Here is a 21,382-nt window from a genome sequence, read left to right as displayed (position 1 = left end):
GCCAGAGGAGGAGAGAACATGACCGACTACGCCGTCATCAACCCCGCCACCGGAGAGACGCTGGCGTCCTTCGACACCTTCACCGACGCTCAGATCGACCAGGCGGTCGCTGCCGCCGACGAGGCCCACCGCGAGTGGTCGCGCTCGTCGACGGTCGCCGAGCGCGCGGCCCTCGTGCGCCGTGCGGCCGAGCTGCACCGCGAGCGTCGCGAGGAGCTCGCCGACATCTTCGTGCGCGAGATGGGCAAGCCCCGCGAGGCCGCCCTCGGCGAGGTCGACTTCGCCGCGGACATCGCCGAGTACTACGCCGACCAGGCGGAGTCGATCATGGCCGATCAGCCGATCGCGATCCTGGGGGAGGGGTCGGCGATCATCCGCCGCTCCTCGCTCGGCCCGCTCGTCGGCATCATGCCGTGGAACTTCCCGGCGTACCAGATCGTGCGCTTCGCCGCTCCGAACCTGATCGTCGGCAACACGATCCTGCTCAAGCCCGCGCCGCAGTGCCCGGAGTCGTCGACCGCGATCGAGAAGATCTATCACGACGCCGGTTTCCCGAAGGGCGCCTATCAGAACGTGCTCGCCACCAACGAGCAGATCGCGACGATGATCGCCGACCCGCGCGTGCAGGGCGTCTCGCTCACGGGGTCCGAGCGTGCCGGTGCCGCGGTCGCCGAGATCGCCGGTCGCAACCTCAAGAAGGTCGCGCTGGAGCTGGGTGGCTCCGACCCCTTCATCGTGCTCTCCACCGACGACCTCGATGCGACCGTGCAGGCCGGCGTCGACGCGCGCCTCGACAACAACGGTCAGGCGTGCAACGGCGCGAAGCGCTTCATCATCGTCGACGGTCTCTACGACGCGTTCGTCGAGAAATTCACGGCGGCGATGGCGGCGGTCGAGGCGACCGATCCGATGCTCGACGACACTGTCCTCGGTCCGGTCTCGTCGGAGACGGCGGCGGTCAACCTGCAGAAGCAGGTCGACCAGGCCGTCGAGCAGGGTGCGACGCTGCTGACCGGCGGCACCCGCGACGGCGCGTTCTTCGCGCCGACCGTGCTCGCCGATGTGACACCCGAGATGAACGTGTACCGCGAAGAGCTCTTCGGCCCCGCCGCGGTCGTGTACCGCGTGGCGGACGAGGACGCGGCGGTCGAGCTCGCGAACGACACGACCTTCGGCCTCGGCTCCTACGTCTTCACGACGGACGCCGAGCAGGCCGAGCGCGTCGCCGACAAGATCGAGGCCGGCATGGTCTACGTCAACCTCGTGCTGGCCGACAGCCCCGAGCTGCCGTTCGGCGGCGTCAAGCGCAGCGGCACCGCGCGTGAGCTGGGGCACTTGGCGGCGGACGAGTTCGTCAACAAGAAGCTGATCCGCATCGGCTGAGTAGACCTCATTCCGGTCGCACTTTCTGTCGGTCACAGCGGCATTTTGCGACAGAAAGTGCGACCGGAATGCGCGCGAGGCACAATGGCGGCATGAGTGCGCAGACAGACCCCATCGAGACGCTGTCCCCTGACCAGAGCTGGGAACTGCTCGGCACCCAGGAGCTGGCACGACTCGTCACCCACGTGGGCGACACGATCGACATCTTCCCGGTGAACTATGTGATCGATGGCGACGGAATCTTGTTCCGAACGGCGCCCGGCAGCAAGCTCTTCGAGCTGACGGTGAACGCCGATGTGGTCTTCGAGGTCGACGACCACACGGACACGGATGCGTGGAGTGTCATCGTCCGCGGCCATGCAACCGCGTTGGAGACGGATGCCGACGTGCTGCGTGCGGAAGCCGCTGGTCTGCGGCCGTGGATCCCCACGCTCAAGCACGTGTTCGTGCGCGTCGCGCCGATCTCGGTGACCGGGCGGGCTTTCCGTCGCACTCCGGAGCCGGAGCGCGACGGGGCCCAGGAGTACTGAGCGCGCTCAAGCCGAGAAGAGTCTCAGCTCGTCAGCCGTGAAGTAGTTCTGGGTCACATCCGTGATTCGTACGAGGTACTTCCCGCGCTTCTCATCGATCGAGACGACGGTTCCGACGTTGCCGGTCATCGTCGGTCCGGTGACCTGCACGGTGTCTCCGATGGCGAAGTCGCTCATCCTGCATCCTTTCGTCACGCCGCGGCTCCAGGTGGAGCGGAGTAGCATCGGCTCTTGCTGATGCTTCGAGGCTAGATCGCGCACTCCAGCGAGGACAGTGCCGCATGTCGGCACTCCGGATTGCATCTGTCACGCCTGTCAACGCCCGAGCCGCCACCGCTGCTCGGGCGTAGGGTCGAAGCATGGCCAACGTCGCTGAGAACATCGTCAAGACTCTGCACGCCAACGGGATCGACCGTGTGTACGGCATCCCCGGGGACTCGCTGAACGGCTTCACGGACGCGCTCCGCAAGGACGGCACGATCCGCTGGGTGCATGTGCGGCACGAGGAATCCGCCGCCTTCGCCGCCGCCGCGGATGCCGCCACCACGGGAGAGCTCGCGGTCGTCGCCGGCTCCTGCGGTCCGGGCAACCTCCACCTGATCAACGGCCTCTACGACGCCAACCGCTCGCGCGTGCCCGTGCTCGCGATCGCGGCGCACATTCCGACCACCGAGATCGGAACCGGGTACTTCCAGGAGACGCATCCGCAGGAGCTGTTCCGCGAGTGCAGCGTGTACGTCGAATACGTCGCCGACCCGAAGCAGATGCCGCGGTTGCTCGAGATCGCCATGCGTGCCGCGATCGAGGAACGCGGTGTCGCGGTGCTCGTGATCCCCGGCGACGTGGCTCTCGCCGACATCGCGGACGACCGAGCCGTCGTGATCGAGCGGGCACGACCCGTGGTGGTCCCCAACGCGGCGGAGCTCGAGAAGGCGGCCACTCTGCTCAATGCAGCAGCGAAGGTCACGATCCTCGCCGGAGCCGGCGTGGAAGGCGCACACGACGAGGTCATCGCGCTCGCCGACAAGCTCGGCGCCCCCATCGTGCACGCCCTCCGCGGCAAGGAATTCATCGAGTACGACAACCCCTTCGACGTCGGCATGACGGGGCTGCTGGGCTTCGCCTCGGGATTCCGGGCCATGGAAGCCGCCGACACCCTGCTGGTGCTGGGCAGCGACTTCCCGTACGAGCAGTTCTATCCGGATCACGCCAAGACCATCCAGGTCGACATCCGCGGCGCGCAGCTCGGCAAGCGGCATCCGCTCGATCTCGGCCTGGTCGGCGACGTGCGCGCGACTTCCGAGGCGCTCCTTCCGCGGGTGGCGAGGAAGGACGACCGCGGCCACCTCGAGGATGCCATCGCGCACTACCGCAAGACGAGGAAGAAGCTCGACGAGCTCGCCGTGCCCGCGAAGGGCAAGCGCCCCATCCACCCCCAGTACCTGGCCCGGCTCCTGGACGAGTACGCGGCCGACGACGCGATCTTCACCGCCGACGTGGGGTCGCCGACCGTGTGGGCCGCTCGGTACCTCTCGATGACCGAGGATCGCCGTCTGATCGGCTCGTTCACCCACGGCTCGATGGCGAATGCCCTGATGCACGGTATCGGCGCGCAGGTCGCGCACCCCGACCGTCAGGTGGTCGCGCTGGCCGGCGACGGCGGACTCGCGATGATGCTCGGCGAGCTCCTCACCCTCACCCAGAACAATCTGCCGGTGAAGACGATCGTGGTGAACAACTCCTCGCTGAACTTCGTCGAGCTCGAGATGAAGGCCGCCGGCTTCGTCACCTACGGCACCGGGCTGGAGAACCCGAGCTTCGCGGCGATCGCCGAAGCCATGGGGATCTTCGCGCGCCGGGTGGAGCGCAGCGAAGACCTCCCGGATGCCGTGCGCGAGGTGCTCGCGCACGACGGACCCGCCCTGCTCGACGTCGTCACCGAGCGGCAGGAGCTGTCCATGCCGCCGGCGATCGAGGCCGCGCAGGTCAAGGGCTTCGCCCTCTATGCGATCCGTACGGTGATGTCCGGCCGCGGCGACGAGCTCCTCGACCTCGCCAAGGCCAACTGGCGCCAGCTGTTCTGACCGTCAGCTCTGAGCGAGAGTGCGCACCTCGGCCGCCTCGCCGTGACGCCCGAGCGACTCGAGGACGTTGCCGAGCTCGAGGGCTGCCACCTGGAGCAACGGCGGGTGGCCGGCGGCGTGGTCGATCGCGCTGCGGTAGACGGGCACGGCGTCGGCTGAGCGGTCGTTCCCTGCCAGGACGCGCCCCGCGAACAGCTCGGACCCACCGGCCGAGCCGAGATCTCCGAGTGCGGCGAAACCGTCGGCCGCGGTGAGCGCGGCCGCGACCGCCTCGTCGATCCGGCCGAGCTCGGCGAACGCCCGACCCCGCGAATCGGTGACGTCGGCGAGGAGCCACTCGGCCTCATGCTGCTGAGCGAGGGCGGCGACCTCGTCGAAGAGCGTGAACGCCCGCTCGTCGCCGCGTCCGCCGTATGCCTGTCCGAGGCTGTGCAGCACTTCGGTCACGGCTCCCACGGCATCCGGGGCCCGGCGTACGATGTCGGCCGCCGATTCGAGCAGCCCGATCGCGTCGTCGTGCTCGTCGAAGCGCGCGAGGATCTTGGCCTGCTCGGTCATCGACATCGCCTGGTCGGCGTGCTCCTCCGCCTGCCCGAACAGCTCGGAGGCGTAGCCGTGAGCACCGACTGCCTGGCCGAACTCACCGGCGGCGCTCAGCGAGCGCGCCAGCATCGAGGCGGTCATCGCGCGCGAGCCGGCGGCCACCTCTGCCTCCTCCTCGCGCTGCAGCACGTCGCCGAACAGCTCTGCTGCCTCTTCGGCGTCGCCGACGCGCAGCATGGTCCGGGCGAGCCGGAAGTCCACGCCGGTCGAGTCGCCGTCGCCCTCGCTCGCGATGCGCGCGGCGACGCGGTAGCGGGAGACGGCCTTCTCCGGCTCATCCGCGTCTTCCCAGAGTGCTCCGGCGAGAAGGTGGGCCTCACCGAGGGCGCGCGTCGCGCCCAGCTCGGCGAGCAGCCGGCACACCTCGTCGGCGTCGACTGCGCCTTCCGCATAGGAGTCGCTGCCGCCGCGCACGCGCGCCCTGGTCTGCAGCGCCTGCGCCCGATGCCCGGTGCTGAGGTCGTCCTGTGCGAGGAAGCGGTCGAGCAATGCGGTCGCCGCCTCCATGTCGCCCTTTCTCAATACGGCCGAGATCGCCATGAGCGTCGTGGTGTTGGCGAGACGGGCGTCATCGGCCTCGGCGAACGAGCGCGCGGCGAGCTCGGCGAGGTCGAGCGCGGCATCCGCTTCCCCCGCTCGCAGGTGCAGCGCGGCGCGGCTGATGGCCAGGTCGCCGCGCGACCAGGCGGGCAGCGATGCGGCATCGGCGATCGCATCCTCCAGGTCGGCGGTCGCCTCGGGGGTATCGATCCCGAAGGTCGCGAGCCCGAGGCGCTCCTCCAGGTCGGCCTGCTCGACGCGGCCGGCGGCGCGGAGGGCGGCGACCCGCTGCGGAAGCAGTTCCAGGGCCTCGTCGGCGCGTTCGAGGGCGATGAGGATCCCGATGCGCATCGAGAGCAGCTGGGCGCGCTTGTAGGGGTCTTCCACCTCGAGGGCGCGGGGGAGGGCTTCGAGGGTCTCGTGCTCCGCTCCGAACTGGGCGAGCTGCATGGCGCGCTCGAACCAGCCGTCGGCGTCCGCCGGCGTGTTCGAGGGGGTCGGAGCCACGAACGCGTCCGATCGGATCGGCACGTCGTACTGCTCATCGGCGAGTGCGCGCATGCGGGCCAGGCTGCGTGCGTGGCCATCGGTCCCGTCGCGCTCGTCGAACGCGGCGGCGATGCGGTCCGCCGCCGACCAGGCGGACGCCGCGAGCTCGGCAGCGCTCCAGCGGCCCTCATGCTCTCCGAAGAAGGGGACGAGCGCGGGCGACTCCGCTCCGCGCACGGGGGTGTCGCCGTGGCCCACTGCCGTGACCCGATCCAGGGCGACGGCGAGGGCGGCGAGGGCGGCGAAGTGCGCGTCGACGTTCAGCCCGTCATGGGCGAGCCAGGCGATGTGCTTCTCGACGAGTGCGAGTGCACGGGCCTCGTTGCCGGTGAGCGCCGTGAACACGATGTTGTTGGCGACGATGCGCAGGTTGTCGGGGTTGTCCTTGGCCAACCGGTAGCTGCGCAGGTGCGCGGTTTTGGCCTCGTCGAACCGCCCGGCGCGCAGATAGGGAAGGAGCACGCGCGAGAGGGCGTGCTCCGGCTCTTCGCCGCACGAGAAGCCGCCCTCGATCATCTCCTCCACCAGGACGATGGCCTCGGCGTCGCGGTCGGTGTCCGCGAAGAAGCCCGCGATCTGGCTCCGGCCGCAGGCGTCGCAGTGGCTGTGGTCGTCGCGCGGTGTGGCCTCCAGCTGCACCCGCAGCGCCTCGGCCTCGTCCATGCGTCCGGCATCCCAGGCATCCTCGAATCGGGCGGTGAGCACACCGCTCACTCCGAGGCCGCCGGCGCGGTAGTGCTTCTCCATGTCATCGAGCACCGCGGCGATCTGCTCCTGGGAGAACGCCGGCGAAGAGCGCAGGGATGACGCCATCCACTTGAACTGCCACATCAGGTCGGCGCCGCCGTTGTCGAAGTCGGCGGGGAATCGCTGCGGGTCGGCCTCGTGGTGCGCGAGGCACCAGGCGAACGAGTTCAGCATCACATCGGTCGCGCCGCCCATGTTCGCCGACGCCGTCTGCCGCATCCGTGCCTCGTACTCGAGCCGCTCATCGCCGATCTCGATCGCGAGGGCCACCGCTTCCGCGACGAGGGCCTGCTCGGCGGGCCCCCACGGGGTGCGGTCGATCTCCTCGATCAGCTGCTGGAAGCGCTTCTTCGGACGTGCCATGGGGGATCCTTCGGTGGGATGTGTCAGCGGCCTTCGACGAACGGGATCTGGTCCCCTTCGATGCCGGCCGAAAGGGAGACGAGGTCGGCGAGTGCGCTGGTCATCAGGGCACGATCGGCGTCGGCGAGCGGATGGTGCCCGGCGAGCAGCGCCTGGATGTAGAGCAGCTGCACGGTGCGGGCGAAGACGGCGTCGTCCTGCACGCGCACCAGGGCGCGGACCACCCGGTTCGACCAGTTCAGGCACAGGCGGGCGCGGAGGTCGTCCTCGCGCGCCGAGGACATCGTCTTGTCGATGCGGTCCAGCACGCCGCCCCAGAGCGCGCCCGTGACGCCCTTGGTGCGTCCGCGGTCGATCGCGCGCAGCACCTCAGGGTCGGCGACGTAGAGTCCGGCGAGGTCGGGGCGGTCGATCGAGCGCACGACCACCGAGCAGTCGGATGCGGCCAGCACAGCGCCCGCACGTGTCTCCAGGGCCACGGCGGCGTCGCGGTCGTCGAGCGGGGGAGGGTCGAGGCGGTCGAGCTCTCCGGTGACGTCGACCTTCTCGACGGTGACGTGCGGGAAGAGGTCGGGCAGCATCCGGATCAGGTCGGCGTCGTAGAGGTACCCGCCGTTGACGAGCACCTCGTCGGCGGGGGAGATGCCGGCCACCTGGCGGAACTCGTCGACGGTCTGCGCATACCGCACGTTCGGGTATCGCTCCACGAGGTCGCCGATCCGCATCGTGCCGTGCGTGGTCTCGACGGTCAGCCAGCGCGAGATGAAGTGGGCCAGCTCCTCGTCGTGGCGCACGAGCGACTTGAGCCCGACCTCGTGCACGGCCACGAACTGCGCGAGACGATGCGGCTCGCTCAGGCCCAGCTCCAGGACCCAGCGGCGGATGCCGGCGCCGAGCTGTTCACGCACGCGCTCGAGCGCCGCGTCCTCGACCAGAGACTCCCGGCTCGCGGTGGGGGCGAGGCCGGTGGAGTCGATCACGGCGCGGACGAAGAACGCCCACTCGGGGAGCACGTCGTCGACGCGCTCGGAGAGCAGCATCCGTCCCAGATACATGCGCGTCGCCTGACGTGCACCCGGCGGCGGGGCGTAGGGAAGCACGTACGCGAGGCCGCGGGTCCCGGTGGCGGGCTCGCCCAGCTCGATCACGTCGAGCGGGCCCGCGCCGAGGAGGTCGCGCCCGTACTGCACGGCGGCCTCGGGGTCGCGGGCGGCATCGAGGAAGGGCGCATCCCTGGTGATGTCGATGTCGCCGCCGGGGCCGTCGAGCGTGACCCGCACGGGCAGGAACTCGCCGAACGTCGTCGCCAGCTCGTGCACGGCGGCAGGGCGCAGGAGCTCGTCGGCGTCGAAGCGCGGCACGAGGTGCACGCTGGTGCCGATGGGAAGCTCCTCGTCGATCTCGGCCACCTGGAACGTGCCGTCGGCGCTTCCCGTCCATTCGACCGACGCGCCGCCGCGGGCGCTGCGGGAGCGGATGACGATGGTGTCGGCGACCATGAAGCAGCTGAGCAGACCGATGCCGAACTGGCCGAGGTAGTCGCTGCGGGGAAGGTCGAAGATGTCGCGCTTGGAGCTGCGCCCGACGGTGGCCAGCAGATCCGCGACCTCCGTCGCGGTGAGACCCACGCCGTCGTCGCGCAGCACGAACTCGCCGTTCTCCGCGGTCAGCGGGGTGATCCGGATGCGTCCGCCTCCGCCGTCGACCTCGCGGCGTGCGGTGATCGCGTCGCGGGCGTTCTGCAGCAGCTCCCGCAGGTACACCCGTGGACTGGAGTAGATGTGTCTGCTGAGCAGATCGACCACCCCGCGCAGATCCACCTGGAACTGCTGCACCTCAGCGCTCACCGGCGCTCCCTCCTCCTGCATACGCTCGCTGAGCCTAACAAGAACACGCCTTCGCGATCCCGGTTCGGCGCCACCGGATCGATGCCGTATGCTTGTGGGGCAGTTGTTCTCTGCATTCTTTCGCCATGCCTGGGGTCTCCTGATCACAGTCACGGTGGCAGAGTGGAGAGAGAACCCCGAGACCTCCCGGTCTCTAGGGCGGTAGCTCAATTGGCAGAGCAGCGGTCTCCAAAACCGCAGGTTGCAGGTTCGATTCCTGTCCGCCCTGCGCGTCAGCGCAACGCTGACACACGAAAGGTACATTCAGGATGGATCAGGACGAACCGCGCGGCGAGGTCGTCGCGGCCGGCGCCACCCGCGAGAAGAAGGGCAACCCCTTCTCACGGTTCTTCGGGGGTATCGCCCTGTTCATCCGCCAGGTCATCGCCGAGCTCCGCAAGGTCGTCACTCCGACTCGCAAGGAGCTGTTCAAGTTCACCCTGGTGGTGCTCGTCTTCGTTCTGATCGTCATGGGCATCGTCTACGGCTTGGACACGCTGTTCGCGTTCTTGACGCACTGGGTGTTCGGAATCCCTGGCTGATGACCCCCGCGGCTCGCGCCGCAGCTATGGAGAAGAAACAACGTGTCTGAACGATATTCCGACGACGCCGACTGGGCGACCGCCGCAGAGCAGTCCAGCGAGGAAGACGAAGCCCAGGAGGGCAACGTCCTCGCCGAGGAAGAGCTCTCGGCCACTTCGGCCGAGCACGTCGCCGTCCACGTCGAAGACGAAGACGGCGAAGCGGATGACACGGCTGACATCGACATCGACATCGACGACCCGGAGGCGGACGCGATCGTGAACGACGCTCTGAACCTGGACGAAGCGGCTGAGTCTGAGGCTGCCGCTGAGGTCCTCAACGAATCTGTGGCCGAAGAGGCCGCCGACCTCGACGCGGCTGCGGCCGACGAGGTCACCCCCTACGACGGTCCGGATGTCAACGGCGACGAGGACTCCTCCGCCGATGACGAGGACTCCGCAGACGCCGACGACGAGGACGCAGAGGAAGACCCGTACGAGGCCTTCCGCATGGACCTCCGCATGCTCCCGGGCAAGTGGTACGTCATCCACTCCTACGCCGGCTTCGAGCGCAAGGTGAAGGCCAACATCGAGCAGCGCAAGTCGACGCTCGAGGTCGAGGACGAGATCTACCAGATCGAGGTCCCGATGGAAGACGTGGTCGAGATCAAGAACGGCCAGCGCAAGATGGTCACCCGCGTGCGCATCCCCGGCTACGTGCTGGTGCGCATGGAGCTCACGGAAGACACCTGGTCGGTCGTGCGTCACACCCCGGGTGTCACCGGCTTCGTGGGCAACGCCCACAACCCCACGCCGCTGCGCTTCGAAGAGGCCTTCAACATGCTGAAGTCGCTCGTCGAGGTCAAGGACGTCCCCACGGCCAAGAACATCGCGTCGAAGGGCGGCGTCGCCGTCGCTCGTCCGCTGCCGGCCGAGGTCGACTTCGAGGTCGGCGAGACCATCACGATCAAGGAGGGCTCGTTCGCGGGTCTTCCCGGTTCGATCAGCGAGATCAAGCCCGAGAGCGGCAAGCTCACGGTCCTCGTTTCCCTCTTCGAGCGCGAGACCCCGGTCGAGCTGTCGTTCGACCAGGTCACCAAGATGGTCTGACCCACACATCCTCACGAGAACGGCCGTCCCTTCCGGGGCGGCCGTTCTTGCGTTGCGCCGCGCGTTGATTCAGTTCCGGTCGCACTTGATGTCGCCTTATCGTCCGCGAGGCGGCAGCAACTGCGACCGGAACGGCGCCCTCGCTGCGTACCGTCACTCGGCGTGCTGTGCGGCCCAGTGCGGGCTCTGGATGAGTCCGATCAGGTTGCCGAACGGGTCGCTGACGGATGCCGACCACCAGCCTTCTCCGCGCTGGGTGACCGGGTCGAAAGCCGTGGCGCCCAGTTCGAGGAGCCGGGCCACCTCCGCGTGGATGTCGTCGACGTGCATGCTCACCAGCGCGCCACCCGGCTGGGGAAGCGCGGGGCGGAAGCGGGCATCCATCAGGGCGAACTCGTCTTCGTCGTCGCCGAACCGCCACTCCGCGTATTGTGCGGGACCGGCCTCGGGGCGCGTGAAGTAGGGGCCCGATCCGAAGACCGCGGTGTACCAGGCGACGGCGGCGGGCATGTCCTCGGCGACGAGGTTGAGATTTGCGAGACCACGGAACATGGGATTCTCCTTCTGAGTGGGTACTTCTGCTGATGGGCTTCTTCTTCTATGCTCGCGGTTGAAGTGATCACCAAATGATCACTTCTGAAAAGAGGTTCTGATCCGCGCCGACCGCCTCATCCAGGCGCTTCTGCTCCTGCAGGGCAGAGCGCACATCACGGCTGCGCAGCTCGCGGCCGAACTCGAGGTGTCGGTGCCGACCGCGCGCCGCGACCTCGAAGCCTTGGCGATGTCCGGGGTGCCCATCTATCCGAGTCGGGGGAGAGGCGGCGGGTGGCGGCTCATCGGCGGCGCGCGCACCTATCTCACCGGCCTCACGCAGGGAGAGGTGACGTCGCTGCTCGTCGCACTGACCCAGAGCGGTGCAGCGACCCCGGAGCGGATCGCCGCCACGCGCAAGCTCGTCCGCGCGCTGCCGGAGCCGTTCCGTGAGGGCGCTCAGCGCGTCGCTGCCACGACGGTGCGCGATGCCCCGTGGGGCGTGACCGAGACCGACGCGGTGCCGCCGTCGGTCGCGGAGCTCCAGCGGGCGATCGCGGGAGGGTTCCGTGTCGAGCTGCGCTACGAAGGAGCATCCGGATCATCCTCCTTCGAGGTCATCCCCCTGATGGTCGGCAGCCGTGGGCCGCGCTGGTACTTGCTCGCCGCGCCGGCGACCGCCGGGACGGACGACGCCGACGAGGAGGCGTTGCGCACATATCGGGCGGATCGGATCGTGGAGGTCCGTGTGCTGTCGTCTCGCGGTTCCGCTCCTGCCGGTTTCGACCATTCGCGGGCGTGGTCGGAGATGGTCGAGCGAGTTGAGGAGATGCGCGGCGCGGCTCGGGCCGTGGTCGGCGTGGAACCCTGGGCGGTGAAGGCGCTGCACGACCGGTTCGGCGCGCAGGCGCGGATGCTCCCCGATGAGCCAGGCGCCGATGGGCGCGTGCGGATGGAGGTCAGTGCGCACCGTGTCGATGCGCTCGCGGAGCAGCTGGCGGGCTGGACGGGCGCCGTGGAGGTCATCGAACCCGCCGCCGTCCGCGCCGCGCTCCTGGCGCTCGGCGTGCGGATCGTGTCCCAGTACGGCGATGATGGCCGGGGTCCGCGCGACTCGTCCTGATCGGGTAGACTTGTGTGGTTTGTGTGCCGCTTCGGCGTGCGCAGAGACGACCACGGTCCGGAAACGCCGGATCTGTGGGAGAAGCGGATGCTCCGGCATCCGATTCGATGAAAGGAAAGAGAATGGCACCGAAGAAGAAGGTGACCGGCCTGATCAAGCTTCAGATCAACGCCGGTGCAGCCAACCCGGCGCCGCCGATCGGCCCCGCGCTCGGTCAGCATGGCGTCAACATCATGGAGTTCTGCAAGGCGTACAACGCCGCGACCGAGTCGCAGCGCGGCAACGTCATCCCCGTCGAGATCACCGTCTACGAGGACCGCAGCTTCACCTTCGTCCTGAAGACCCCGCCGGCGGCGGAGCTCATCAAGAAGGCCGCAGGCGTCCCCAAGGGCTCTGCGACCCCGCACACCGTCAAGGTCGCGAAGATCACCAAGGACCAGGTCCGCCAGATCGCCGAGACCAAGCAGGCCGACCTGAACGCGAACGACATCGAGGCCGCGATCTCGATCATCGCCGGCACCGCCCGCTCCATGGGCATCACGGTCGAGGGCTGAGGAGAATAATCATGGCTACCAAGTCCAAGGCTTACAAGGCTGCCGCCGAGAAGATCGAGGCAGACCGTTTCTACACCCCGACCGAGGCAGTCGCCCTCGCGAAGGAGACCGGCTCGTCGAAGTTCGACTCGACAGTCGAGGTCGCGCTGAAGCTCGCCGTCGACCCCCGCAAGGCAGACCAGATGGTGCGCGGCACCGTCATCCTGCCCCACGGCACCGGTAAGACCGCCCGCGTCATCGTCTTCGCCACCGGCCCCGCGGCCGAGGCAGCGATCGCCGCAGGTGCAGATGAGGTCGGCGGCGCCGAGCTCATCCAGAAGGTCGCCGATGGCTGGACCAACTTCGACGCCGCTGTCTCCACCCCGGAGCTCATGGGCCAGGTCGGTCGTCTCGGAAAGGTGCTCGGACCGCGTGGTCTGATGCCGAACCCGAAGACCGGCACCGTGACCCCGAACCCGGCCAAGGCCGTCGAGGAGATCAAGGGCGGAAAGATCGAGTTCCGCGTCGACAAGCACGCCAACGTGCACTTCGTCGTCGGCAAGGCATCGTTCACCGCTGAGCAGCTCGATGAGAACATCGGCGCAGCGCTCGAGGAGATCGTCCGCCTCAAGCCGTCGAGCTCGAAGGGCCGTTACATCCAGAAGGGTGCGGTGTCGACCACGTTCGGCCCCGGCATCCCGCTGGACGTCAACTCCATCTGACGCTTCGACAAGCTCAGCGACCCAGTCGCAGAGGAACGCCCCCGGGTCCGCCCGGGGGCGTTTCTGCGTTCATCCCCCACGAAACGAAACGTCATCGGATGCGGAGACGCGGCCCCGTCCGCGTACTGTGAGGGAGTTCCCGCGACGGTCGCGTAAACTCGCACCGCGCTTCTCACCCCAGGAGGGTCCATGTCCCGTCGTCTCATCGCCGTCACCGCACTCGTCGTCGCCGCCGCGGCGCTCACCGCCTGCAGCGGGTCGAGCACGCCCGCCAGCACATCCGACGGCGCAGAGGGTTCCGACTTCGGGCTGGTGCAGGAGGGCACGCTCACGGTCGCGACCGAGGGCACCTACCGCCCCTTCAGCTTCCACGGCGACGGCGGCTCGGGCGACCTCACCGGCTTCGACGTGGAGATCATCCAGGCCGTCGCCGACAAGCTCGGCCTCGAGGTGAAGTTCCAGGAGACGCAGTGGGATGCGATCTTCGCGGGCCTCGACGCGGGACGTTTCGACGTCATCGCCAACCAGGTCTCGATCAACGACGAGCGCGAGGCGAAGTACCTCTTCAGCGCCCCGTACACGGTCTCGCCCGGCGTCATCGTCGTGGCCGAGGACGACGACTCGATCTCCTCGTTCGACGACCTCGACGGCAAGACCACCGCACAGTCGCTCACCAGCAACTGGTACGAGCTGGCCACCGACTCGGGAGCGAAGGTGGAAGCGGTCGAAGGCTGGGCGCAGGCGGTGGAGCTGCTGCGCCAGGGCCGCGTGGATGCGACGGTCAACGACAAGCTGACCTTCCTCGACTACGAGACCACCAACAGCCCGACCGGACTGAAGATCGCCGCCGAGACGGATGAGGCTGGCGAGCAGGCTTTCGTGTTCACCCAGGACAAGGAGGCGCTCGTCGAGGCCGTCGACGGTGCCCTCGAAGAACTCCGTGCCGACGGGACCCTGGCCGAGATCAGCGACAAGTACTTCGGCGAAGACGTCACGAAGTAGTCGATGGAGAGCCCCTGGCAGCTGTTCTTCGATTCGCTCGGGCCGATCGCCTGGGCGGGCCTGACGGCGACGGTGCCCCTGGCCCTGGTGTCGTTCGTCCTGGGGCTCGTCATCGCCGTCGGCGTCGCACTGATGCGGATCTCGGTGCACCCGGTCGTCTCCGGCGTCGCCCGGTTCTACATCTCGGTGATCCGCGGCACGCCCATGCTCGTGCAGCTGTTCGTGATCTTCTACGGCATGCCGTCGATCGGGATCACGCTCGACCCCTGGCCCAGCGCCATCATCGCGCTCTCGCTCAACGTGGGCGGCTACGGCGCCGAGGTGGTGCGTGCGGCGATCCTCTCGGTCCCGAAGGGGCAGTGGGAGGCGGCGTACACGGTCGGGATGAACCGCACCCGCACGCTGACCCGGATCATCCTGCCTCAGGCGGCACGCGTGTCGGTGCCGCCGCTGTCCAACACGTTCATCTCGCTCGTCAAGGACACCTCTCTCACCTCGCTGATCCTGGTGACGGAGCTGTTCAAGGTGGCGCAGCAGATCGCTGCGACGACCCTCGAGTTCATGGTGGTCTACCTCGCCGCGGCGCTGGTGTACTGGGTGTTCTGCCTGGTGCTGTCCTTCGGACAGAGCGCCCTCGAGAGGAGGCTCGACAGCCGTGTCGCCCATTGACAACACACCCGAACCGCTCCTCACGGCCCGCGGTCTGCGCAAGAGCTTCGGGGACAACGAGGTGCTGCGCGGCATCGACCTGACGCTGCACCGCGGCGAGGTCGTCGTCCTCATCGGTCCGAGCGGTTCGGGGAAGACGACGGTGCTGCGCGCGCTCAACGGCCTCGAGACCCCCGACGCGGGAACCATCGCCGTCGCGGGAGGGCCCGAGATCGACTTCGCACACGCCGCCAAGCCCGGGAACCGCGAGCAGAAGCAGAAGCGGCTCGCCCTGCGCGACCGGTCGGCGATGGTGTTCCAGCATCACAATCTCTTCCCGCACCTCACCGTCCTCGAGAACGTGATCGAGGGACCGTGGAGGGTGCAGGGGCGTCCCAAGGCCGAGGTCGTGACCGACGCCCTCCTCCTGCTCGACCGCGTGGGTCTGGCAGACAAGGCGCACGCGCGGCCGCATCAGCTCTCGGGTGGTCAGCAGCAGCGCGTCGGCATCGTGCGGGCGCTCGCGCTCAAGCCCGACCTGCTGCTCTTCGACGAGCCGACCAGCGCGCTCGACCCGGAGCTGGTGGGGGAGGTGCTGCTGGTGATCAAGGAGCTGGCGGATGAGAACTGGACCATGGCGGTCGTGACGCACGAGCTGAGCTTCGCGCGCGAGGCAGCCGACCATGTGCTGTTCATGGATGCCGGTGTGGTCGTGGAGCAGGGCCCGCCGGCCGAACTCTTCCGCGCGCCGAAGCACGAGCGCACGCAGCGTTTCCTCACGCGCATCATGCGTCCGCTCGACGGCGCCTGATCCCGCCCGGTCCTCGCCCTGCGCGCGGAACGGTGGAAGGATGCCGTGATGGGCACCGTCGACGACTACCTCGAAGAACTCCTCCCTGCGGACCGTGACGCCATCGACCGGGTCTATGCGGTCGCGCGACGGGAGGCGCCGGACGCGGAGCAGGGCAAGGGCTACGGGATGCCGGCCCTCGTGTATGGAGGCAAGCCGCTCCTGTCGGTGATGCGCGCCAAGAAACACATCGGGATCTATCCGTTCAGCCCGGATGCGGTCGCGGCTGTCGCGAGCGCGTTGGAGGGACATCCGGGGGTGAGCGTCGACAAGGGGACCATCCGGTTCCAGCCGGAGCATCCGATCCCCGACGACGTGCTCGACCGCCTGGTCAAGGCCCGGCTCGCCCAGATCGACGGCAGCTGATCCGTCAGCCGCCCAGCACCGGCAGCACGAGGCTGATGGCGATGGCGATCATCACCACAGCGATCACCGCATCCAGGATGCGCCAGGAGCGCGGCGTGCGCAGCCAGCGACCCAGATAGCGCGCGCCGAACCCCAGAGCCGTGAACCACAGCAGGCTGGCAGCCATGGCCCCGCCCGCGAAGAGCCAGCGGTCGTCGCCGTGCGTCGCCGCGATCGAGCCGAGCATGAGCACCGTGTCGAGGTAGACGTGCGGGTTCAGCCACGTCAGGGCGAGCGTGGTCAGGATCACTGGCGCCAGCCGGGTGCGGGTGGCGGTCGCCGTCGAGCCGACCGATGTCGTCGACCCGGAGCCGGGGGCATCCGCGACGTCCACCTGAAGCTCTTCGCCGCCGCGCCAGGCCCGCCGAGCGGCCAGGATGCCGTAGCTCAGCAGGAAGAGCGCCCCCGCCCAGCGGGCCACGACGATGAGCCACGGAGCGGCCGACAGCACGAATCCGAGTCCGGCGACGCCGGAGGCGATGAGGGCGGCATCCGACAGGGCGCAGATGATCACGACAGCCCACACGTGCTCGCGGCGGATGCCCTGGCGCAGCACGAAGACGTTCTGCGCGCCGATGGCGACGATGAGGGAGAGGCCGAGTCCGAGGCCGGCGAGAACGGTGAGCATGGCTCCAGCCTAGGAATCCGTCAGCATGAAGAGAAGCGAAGATTCCTACCGTGCCATTAGCATCGCTAATGTGAGGATCGATCCCGAACTGGCCGCCACGCTCGCCGCGATCGTCGACGAGGGCACACTGGATGCCGCGTCGAGGCGACTGCAGATCACTCCGTCGGCGGTGAGCCAGCGCCTGAAGACATTGGAGCAGCAACTCGGTCGGATCCTGGTGGTGCGGACGAAGCCCGCGCGGCTGACCGAGGCGGGAGAGGCCGTCGTCCGTCTGGCCCGCCAGATCGCGCTGCTCGAACATGACGCGCTCATCGGGGTGGGCATCGATGAGGTGGCGGGCAGCCGGCGGATCACCATCCCGCTCGCCGTGAACGCCGATTCGATGGCGACGTGGTTCCTCGCGCCACTGTCCCGGCTCGCGGCCGGCCACGACATCGACTTCGACCTGCACCGCGACGACCAGAACTTCACCGCGCGGCTCCTGGAATCCGGCACCGTGATGGCCGCGGTCACGAGCGAGGCCGCGCCGGTCGCCGGATGCTCGGTGTCGCCTCTCGGCGTGCTCGAGTACCGGGCGATGGCGGAATCGGGATTCGCATCGCGGTGGTTCCCTGACGGGGTGACGGCGGATGCCCTGACAGCCGCACCGTTCGTCGACTTCGACAGACGGGACACGCTGCAGCACGAGTGGCTCCGAGCGATGTCCGTCGATGAGGCGGGGGTGCCGCGGCACTACGTCCCGGCATCGCACGACTATGCGGTCGCCGTAGCGCTCGGGCTCGGGTGGGGGATGGTCCCGCTCCTGCAGGAGTCGTCCGGGCTGGTCCCGCTGGGTGGCCCGACCCTTCGTGTCCAGCTCTACTGGCAGCAGTGGAACCTGCGCTCAGAGCTGCTCGACACCATCGCCGCCGAGGTCGCCCTCGAAGCGCGCCGCGTGCTCGCCGAGGTGCCCGTCACTCGGCCGCGGTCGCGTCCGGGCTCGCGCCCGAAGCCAGGGCGTGGAGCAGACGGGTGAGGCTGCCGATGTCGGCGAGGCTCCAGTCTTCGAGCGTGCGCAGCAGCCTGCCCTCCTGAGGGAGCCGCGCGGCCGCGAGGCGCTCTTCGCCCAACGGGGTGAGCTGCAGCAGGAAGGAGCGTCCATCCGCGGGATCGGTCGAGCGCTCGACGAGCCCGAGCTCCTCGAGTTCCCGCACCATCCGGCTGACCTGGCCCTTGTCCAGCAGCATCCGCTCGGACAGCGCCGACACCGTGACCGTCTCGCATCGCGCGATCGTGGTGAAGGTCTTGTACGCGCCCGGCAGCAGACCGGGGCTCACGCGGTTCGCATTCTCCGAGATCACGCGGCGGAAGTGCGTGATCAGCTCGCCGAACTCCGCCTCGAGGGCGCGGACCGCAGTGGCCCGCGCCTCGGGGGTGTCGGAGAGGCGGTCAGCGTCCGGCATCGGAGGCCGAATCGTCGCGGGCGCGACCGACCACGCCGACGGTGCCCGTCGTCGGTGCGCCGGAGAGCGCTGCGGCGTCGTCGATCGCGACGTCTGCCGCGTCGTCGACCGGGGTACCGCTGCCGTATGCGGCTGCATCCGACTTCGCCGCATCCGCCCGTGCGCGCTCGGTCGTCGTCATCGTGGTGAGCGGACGGTTCGGCAGGAACAGGATCGCGATGAGGCTGATCACGGCGAGCGGAATGCCGATCAGGAAGGCGTGCGAGATGGCCTGCGCGTAGAAGTCCTCGACGATCGAGCGCACCGGCTCCGGAAGCAGCCGGACCTCGGGCAGCGTTCCGCTGGACAGCTGAGCCGCCACCTCGGCGCCCTTGTCGCCGAGCCTCGCGATCGCGGTGCCCAGGCGCTCCTTCCCGTCGCTGAACAGGCCCGTGAGGCTGTTCGCGAGCACGGCGCCCATGACCGAGACGCCGACCGTGCCGCCGAGGCTGCGGAAGAAGGTGACGCCCGAGCTGGCGACACCCATCTCGCTGGGCTTCGCGACATTCTGCACGATGAGGACGAGGTTCTGCATGGTCATGCCGACGCCGGCGCCCATCACGAACATGTAGATCGAGACGAGGATGAAGTTCGTGTCGTAGTGCAGCGTCGACAGCATGACGGAACCGGCGATCAGCAGCACGGAGCCGAGGATCAGGTAGCCCTTCCACTTGCCGAAGCGGGTCACGAGCTGGCCGATCACCATCGACGAGATCAGGAGCCCTGCCATCATCGGCAGCGTCATGAGCCCCGCCTCGGTGGGCGTGGCGCCGCGCGAGAGCTGCATGTACTGCGCGAGGTACACCGAGGTGCCGAACATCGCGACGCCGATGGAGATCGAGGCCAGCACCGACAGCGTGAAGGTGCGACCGCGGAAGAGCGTGAGCGGGATGAGCGGCTCGCGCACCTTGAGCTCGACGATGATGAAGGCGATGGCCGAGACGATCGCGCCGCCGACCATGAGCACGGTCTCGGTGCTCCACCAGTCGAACGTCGAGCCGGCGTTCGTGATCCAGATGAGGATCAGCGACACGGCGGCCGAGAGCAGCACGATGCCGACGTAGTCGATCGAGACCTTGCGGGTGCGCTCGGTGCTGATGTGCAGCGTCTTCTGCAGGATGATCAGCGCGGCGACGGCGAAGGGGAGCGCGACGAAGAAGTTCCAGCGCCAGTTCGCGACGTCGGTGATCCAGCCGCCGAGCAGCGGGCCGCCCACGGTGGCGACGGCCATCACGGCGCCGAACAGCCCCATGTACCGGCCGCGCTCGCGCGGGCTGATGATGTCGGCCATGATGACCTGGCTGAGGGCGGCGAGTCCGCCTCCGCCGATGCCCTGGATCGCTCGGAAGGCGATGAGGGTGTTCGTGTCCTGGGCGAAGCCGGCGGCGGCGGTCGCGCCGACGAAGATCACGATCGCGATCTGGATCAGCAGCTTGCGGTTGAAGAGGTCGGCGAGCTTGCCCCAGATCGGGGTGGAGATCGCGGTGGTGAGGAGGGTCGCGGTGATGACCCAGGTGTACGCGGCCTGGTCGCCGCCGAGATCGTGCACGATGACCGGCATCGATGTGGAGACCACCGTGGTGGCGATCATCGAGACGAACATGCCGAGCAGGAGACCGGTGAGGGCTTCCAGCACCTGGCGATGCGTCATCTTGACGGGGGAGTCCGTGGTCATGCGAGACCTTTCGCGGTCGGAAGGGAGGATGCTGCGACAGCTGTGGCGCGCACGAGATGGTTGAACTGGGTCAACTATATGACAATCGTTGATCTACGTCAACCATCGGGGGGTGGGGTCTCGAAGTGCGCGCGATGTGCGGGCAACGTGCGCGAAACCGCCTTGTTCTGTGGGAAGGCGTCAGTGAGGATGAGGGCACGGCGGGGATGCCGGGGCCACCGCGAGGAGGCCGTTCCCAAGCATTCACGCGGAACGCCTGATTCCTGAGGGGGACTCCGATGGCTACCAAAGACACGAAGCGCAAGGTTCTCGCCTTTCTGGCGGGTGGACTCGTCCTCGGGGTGGGGGCGGCGGTCACGCTCGCCGCCTGGAACGATTCCGAGTTCGCGAACGGGACCTTCACCGCCGGCTCCTTCACGTTCACGGGATCGACGGATGGGACGACGTTCAGTGACCATGCCACCGACGATGCGGCAGCTGCGCTGACCTTCGAGCTCGACCCGACGAACCTCAGCCCGGGGGATGTGGTCTACGCGCCCTACGCCCTGCGGCTCGGCGGCACCTACGACGCGACGCTCGACTCGGTGGCCCCGGTGGGGGCGGGCGACTTCGCCACTGCCGGCAAGCTGACCTACGGCATCGTGTCCACGGGGGCGACCTTCGGATGCGATGCGACCGCGTTCGCCGCGGGAACCGCAGTGCCCGCGACGATGACTCCCGGAACGGACGTCAACCTGTGCATCCAGGTCACCGCCGCCTCCGGTGCGGGCGGGATCGAACAGGGCGACACGGGAACCGTCACATGGCAGTGGAACGCGACCTCGGTGCAGCCGTAGCGCCCACCCGTCGCTCGTTGCGTGCATCCGTCCGTTCGAAGCCCTCGCGCACCTTTCGACGCGTGCGGGCGCTGCTCGCCGGCGGGCTGGTGCTCGGTGTCGGCGCGACGATGACGATCGCGGCGTGGACCGACCAGGAACTCGCGACGACCACGGTCAGCGCGGGGAGCTTCTCGATCGCATCGCGGTCGGACCAGGGAGCGTTCGTCTCGCACGGACCCACCGAGACCGTGCTCACGGTGCCCCTGGACGCATCGGGCCTCTACCCGGGGGTGAAGAAGGCGGCGTACGTGCAGGTGCAGGCGTCGGGCACCCTGGGCGGTACCGTCAACCTCACCGGCGTCGCCGTGACGAACAATGCGGGCACGACGCCGACCGGGGCCGACCTCGCGCTGCAGAATGCGATCAGGGTCAACATCGCCGTGGTCGCGGCACCCGCCAACTGCACGACGGGTGCCACCGCGACGGCCGCGCTGACCGCTGTTCCCGCGCTTCCCGCGCAGCCCCTGACCGTGACCCCGCTCAACACGATCACGTACTGCATCGTGCTCGAGCTGCCGGCGGACGCGACCGGAACGGCGCAGGGTGGCACCGTCAAACCGACCTGGACCTTCACCGGAAGCACGAGCTGA

22 protein-coding genes and 1 tRNA gene are annotated in these 21,382 nt (G+C 68.5%); 16 read left to right on the top strand and 7 right to left on the bottom strand.

Going from position 1 to position 21,382, the window contains the following annotated elements:
- The first annotated feature begins 18 nt into the window (after nucleotides 1-18).
- Both ACWGO6_RS10100 and ACWGO6_RS10095 read left to right on the top strand, forming a co-directional pair.
- Complete coding sequence (locus tag ACWGO6_RS10100) at nucleotides 19-1,383, top strand: NAD-dependent succinate-semialdehyde dehydrogenase (protein ID WP_136040699.1); 1,365 nt, start codon at nucleotides 19-21, stop codon at nucleotides 1,381-1,383.
- 92 nt (nucleotides 1,384-1,475) lie between these two features.
- On the top strand, nucleotides 1,476-1,913 hold the full coding sequence (locus ACWGO6_RS10095) for a pyridoxamine 5'-phosphate oxidase family protein (RefSeq protein ID WP_452326619.1): 438 nt from the start codon (nucleotides 1,476-1,478) through the stop codon (nucleotides 1,911-1,913).
- A gap of 6 nt (nucleotides 1,914-1,919) precedes the next feature.
- Here the strand turns inward: ACWGO6_RS10095 and ACWGO6_RS10090 are convergent, their stop codons facing one another.
- Nucleotides 1,920-2,090 (bottom strand): KOW domain-containing RNA-binding protein, encoded by a 171-nt coding sequence (locus ACWGO6_RS10090; protein ID WP_168429495.1) that lies wholly within the window; start codon nucleotides 2,088-2,090, stop codon nucleotides 1,920-1,922.
- A gap of 182 nt (nucleotides 2,091-2,272) precedes the next feature.
- On the opposite strand from ACWGO6_RS10090, the gene poxB reads away from it, so the two are divergent.
- Nucleotides 2,273-3,997 (top strand): ubiquinone-dependent pyruvate dehydrogenase, encoded by a 1,725-nt coding sequence (gene poxB, locus ACWGO6_RS10085; protein WP_136040697.1) that lies wholly within the window; start codon nucleotides 2,273-2,275, stop codon nucleotides 3,995-3,997.
- A gap of 3 nt (nucleotides 3,998-4,000) precedes the next feature.
- Here poxB and ACWGO6_RS10080 read toward each other — a convergent pair whose 3' ends face one another.
- Both ACWGO6_RS10080 and ACWGO6_RS10075 read right to left on the bottom strand, forming a co-directional pair.
- On the bottom strand, nucleotides 4,001-6,799 hold the full coding sequence (locus tag ACWGO6_RS10080; RefSeq protein ID WP_452326618.1) for a hypothetical protein: 2,799 nt from the start codon (nucleotides 6,797-6,799) through the stop codon (nucleotides 4,001-4,003).
- A 23-nt stretch (nucleotides 6,800-6,822) separates the two neighbouring features.
- Nucleotides 6,823-8,646: an HSP90 family protein gene (locus ACWGO6_RS10075; protein ID WP_452326617.1), complete on the bottom strand. Its 1,824-nt coding sequence runs from the start codon at nucleotides 8,644-8,646 to the stop codon at nucleotides 6,823-6,825.
- Nucleotides 8,647-8,841: 195 nt separating this feature from the next.
- On the opposite strand from ACWGO6_RS10075, the gene ACWGO6_RS10070 reads away from it, so the two are divergent.
- From ACWGO6_RS10070 to nusG, 3 genes are all read left to right on the top strand, one after another.
- Nucleotides 8,842-8,914 (top strand) — tRNA-Trp (locus tag ACWGO6_RS10070).
- A 40-nt stretch (nucleotides 8,915-8,954) separates the two neighbouring features.
- Entirely contained in the window at nucleotides 8,955-9,227 is a 273-nt protein-coding gene (gene secE / locus ACWGO6_RS10065) for a preprotein translocase subunit SecE (RefSeq protein ID WP_029260992.1), read from the top strand.
- Between the two features lie 42 nt (nucleotides 9,228-9,269).
- Nucleotides 9,270-10,316: a transcription termination/antitermination protein NusG gene (nusG, locus tag ACWGO6_RS10060; RefSeq protein WP_136040694.1), complete on the top strand. Its 1,047-nt coding sequence runs from the start codon at nucleotides 9,270-9,272 to the stop codon at nucleotides 10,314-10,316.
- A 153-nt stretch (nucleotides 10,317-10,469) separates the two neighbouring features.
- Here nusG and ACWGO6_RS10055 read toward each other — a convergent pair whose 3' ends face one another.
- Nucleotides 10,470-10,868 (bottom strand): VOC family protein, encoded by a 399-nt coding sequence (locus ACWGO6_RS10055; protein ID WP_452326616.1) that lies wholly within the window; start codon nucleotides 10,866-10,868, stop codon nucleotides 10,470-10,472.
- Between the two features lie 97 nt (nucleotides 10,869-10,965).
- Here ACWGO6_RS10055 and ACWGO6_RS10050 point away from each other — a divergent pair, with 97 nt between their 5' ends.
- The 7 genes from ACWGO6_RS10050 to ACWGO6_RS10020 all read left to right on the top strand — a co-directional run bounded on the left by ACWGO6_RS10050 (nucleotide 10,966) and on the right by ACWGO6_RS10020 (nucleotide 16,091).
- Nucleotides 10,966-11,970 carry a helix-turn-helix transcriptional regulator gene (locus ACWGO6_RS10050; RefSeq protein ID WP_452326793.1) on the top strand — a complete coding sequence of 335 codons (1,005 nt, stop codon included), beginning with the start codon at nucleotides 10,966-10,968 and terminating at the stop codon, nucleotides 11,968-11,970.
- Between the two features lie 122 nt (nucleotides 11,971-12,092).
- Nucleotides 12,093-12,524 (top strand): 50S ribosomal protein L11, encoded by a 432-nt coding sequence (gene rplK / locus ACWGO6_RS10045; RefSeq protein WP_017829145.1) that lies wholly within the window; start codon nucleotides 12,093-12,095, stop codon nucleotides 12,522-12,524.
- Nucleotides 12,525-12,535: 11 nt separating this feature from the next.
- On the top strand, nucleotides 12,536-13,225 hold the full coding sequence (gene rplA / locus ACWGO6_RS10040; protein ID WP_029260994.1) for a 50S ribosomal protein L1: 690 nt from the start codon (nucleotides 12,536-12,538) through the stop codon (nucleotides 13,223-13,225).
- Nucleotides 13,226-13,414: 189 nt separating this feature from the next.
- Nucleotides 13,415-14,227: an amino acid ABC transporter substrate-binding protein gene (locus ACWGO6_RS10035; RefSeq protein ID WP_452326615.1), complete on the top strand. Its 813-nt coding sequence runs from the start codon at nucleotides 13,415-13,417 to the stop codon at nucleotides 14,225-14,227.
- A 3-nt stretch (nucleotides 14,228-14,230) separates the two neighbouring features.
- Entirely contained in the window at nucleotides 14,231-14,896 is a 666-nt protein-coding gene (locus ACWGO6_RS10030; RefSeq protein WP_136040690.1) for an amino acid ABC transporter permease, read from the top strand.
- Nucleotides 14,883-15,686 carry an amino acid ABC transporter ATP-binding protein gene (locus ACWGO6_RS10025; RefSeq protein ID WP_452326614.1) on the top strand — a complete coding sequence of 268 codons (804 nt, stop codon included), beginning with the start codon at nucleotides 14,883-14,885 and terminating at the stop codon, nucleotides 15,684-15,686. The genes ACWGO6_RS10030 and ACWGO6_RS10025 overlap by 14 nt, the downstream gene beginning before the upstream one ends.
- A 48-nt stretch (nucleotides 15,687-15,734) precedes the next feature.
- Nucleotides 15,735-16,091, top strand: coding sequence for an iron chaperone (locus ACWGO6_RS10020; RefSeq protein WP_136040689.1), 357 nt, complete (start codon nucleotides 15,735-15,737; stop codon nucleotides 16,089-16,091).
- Between the two features lie 4 nt (nucleotides 16,092-16,095).
- Here the strand turns inward: ACWGO6_RS10020 and ACWGO6_RS10015 are convergent, their stop codons facing one another.
- Nucleotides 16,096-16,758: a LysE/ArgO family amino acid transporter gene (locus tag ACWGO6_RS10015; protein ID WP_452326613.1), complete on the bottom strand. Its 663-nt coding sequence runs from the start codon at nucleotides 16,756-16,758 to the stop codon at nucleotides 16,096-16,098.
- Nucleotides 16,759-16,828: 70 nt separating this feature from the next.
- Between ACWGO6_RS10015 and ACWGO6_RS10010 the strand changes: the two genes are divergently transcribed.
- Complete coding sequence (locus ACWGO6_RS10010) at nucleotides 16,829-17,773, top strand: LysR family transcriptional regulator ArgP (protein ID WP_452326612.1); 945 nt, start codon at nucleotides 16,829-16,831, stop codon at nucleotides 17,771-17,773.
- On the opposite strand, the gene ACWGO6_RS10005 is transcribed toward ACWGO6_RS10010, so the two are convergent.
- Both ACWGO6_RS10005 and ACWGO6_RS10000 read right to left on the bottom strand, forming a co-directional pair.
- Nucleotides 17,712-18,200 (bottom strand): MarR family winged helix-turn-helix transcriptional regulator, encoded by a 489-nt coding sequence (locus tag ACWGO6_RS10005; protein WP_452326611.1) that lies wholly within the window; start codon nucleotides 18,198-18,200, stop codon nucleotides 17,712-17,714. The two genes, ACWGO6_RS10010 and ACWGO6_RS10005, sit on opposite strands and share 62 nt — an antisense overlap.
- Nucleotides 18,187-19,914 (bottom strand): MDR family MFS transporter, encoded by a 1,728-nt coding sequence (locus tag ACWGO6_RS10000; protein ID WP_452326610.1) that lies wholly within the window; start codon nucleotides 19,912-19,914, stop codon nucleotides 18,187-18,189. Before ACWGO6_RS10000 ends, ACWGO6_RS10005 begins: the two co-directional genes overlap by 14 nt.
- 278 nt (nucleotides 19,915-20,192) lie before the next feature.
- On the opposite strand from ACWGO6_RS10000, the gene ACWGO6_RS09995 reads away from it, so the two are divergent.
- Together ACWGO6_RS09995 and ACWGO6_RS09990 are read left to right on the top strand one after the other, a co-directional pair.
- Nucleotides 20,193-20,750, top strand: a complete 558-nt coding sequence (locus tag ACWGO6_RS09995) for a SipW-dependent-type signal peptide-containing protein (RefSeq protein ID WP_136040684.1) — start codon at nucleotides 20,193-20,195, stop codon at nucleotides 20,748-20,750.
- On the top strand, nucleotides 20,717-21,382 hold the full coding sequence (locus ACWGO6_RS09990) for a SipW-dependent-type signal peptide-containing protein (RefSeq protein ID WP_136040683.1): 666 nt from the start codon (nucleotides 20,717-20,719) through the stop codon (nucleotides 21,380-21,382). Before ACWGO6_RS09995 ends, ACWGO6_RS09990 begins: the two co-directional genes overlap by 34 nt.

It is taken from the genome of Microbacterium sp. NPDC055665, from assembly GCF_053618035.1.
This window is presented reverse-complemented; position numbering and strand designations above follow the sequence as displayed.

Excerpts from the sequence above, each read along its gene's own strand:
- poxB (WP_136040697.1), top strand. The coding sequence starts at position 2,273 with ATGGCCAACGTCGCTGAGAACATCGTCAAGACTCTGCACGCCAACGGG.
- secE (WP_029260992.1), top strand. The coding sequence starts at position 8,955 with ATGGATCAGGACGAACCGCGCGGCGAGGTCGTCGCGGCCGGCGCCACC.
- ACWGO6_RS09990 (WP_136040683.1), top strand. The coding sequence starts at position 20,717 with ATGGCAGTGGAACGCGACCTCGGTGCAGCCGTAGCGCCCACCCGTCGC.
- rplA (WP_029260994.1), top strand. The coding sequence starts at position 12,536 with ATGGCTACCAAGTCCAAGGCTTACAAGGCTGCCGCCGAGAAGATCGAG.
- ACWGO6_RS10100 (WP_136040699.1), top strand. The coding sequence starts at position 19 with ATGACCGACTACGCCGTCATCAACCCCGCCACCGGAGAGACGCTGGCG.
- ACWGO6_RS10035 (WP_452326615.1), top strand. The coding sequence starts at position 13,415 with ATGTCCCGTCGTCTCATCGCCGTCACCGCACTCGTCGTCGCCGCCGCG.
- ACWGO6_RS10020 (WP_136040689.1), top strand. The coding sequence starts at position 15,735 with ATGGGCACCGTCGACGACTACCTCGAAGAACTCCTCCCTGCGGACCGT.
- ACWGO6_RS10055 (WP_452326616.1), bottom strand. The coding sequence starts at position 10,868 with ATGTTCCGTGGTCTCGCAAATCTCAACCTCGTCGCCGAGGACATGCCC.
- ACWGO6_RS10005 (WP_452326611.1), bottom strand. The coding sequence starts at position 18,200 with ATGCCGGACGCTGACCGCCTCTCCGACACCCCCGAGGCGCGGGCCACT.
- ACWGO6_RS09995 (WP_136040684.1), top strand. The coding sequence starts at position 20,193 with ATGGCTACCAAAGACACGAAGCGCAAGGTTCTCGCCTTTCTGGCGGGT.
- ACWGO6_RS10000 (WP_452326610.1), bottom strand. The coding sequence starts at position 19,914 with ATGACCACGGACTCCCCCGTCAAGATGACGCATCGCCAGGTGCTGGAA.
- ACWGO6_RS10095 (WP_452326619.1), top strand. The coding sequence starts at position 1,476 with ATGAGTGCGCAGACAGACCCCATCGAGACGCTGTCCCCTGACCAGAGC.
- ACWGO6_RS10015 (WP_452326613.1), bottom strand. The coding sequence starts at position 16,758 with ATGCTCACCGTTCTCGCCGGCCTCGGACTCGGCCTCTCCCTCATCGTC.
- ACWGO6_RS10030 (WP_136040690.1), top strand. The coding sequence starts at position 14,231 with ATGGAGAGCCCCTGGCAGCTGTTCTTCGATTCGCTCGGGCCGATCGCC.
- ACWGO6_RS10080 (WP_452326618.1), bottom strand. The coding sequence starts at position 6,799 with ATGGCACGTCCGAAGAAGCGCTTCCAGCAGCTGATCGAGGAGATCGAC.
- ACWGO6_RS10090 (WP_168429495.1), bottom strand. The coding sequence starts at position 2,090 with ATGAGCGACTTCGCCATCGGAGACACCGTGCAGGTCACCGGACCGACG.
- rplK (WP_017829145.1), top strand. The coding sequence starts at position 12,093 with ATGGCACCGAAGAAGAAGGTGACCGGCCTGATCAAGCTTCAGATCAAC.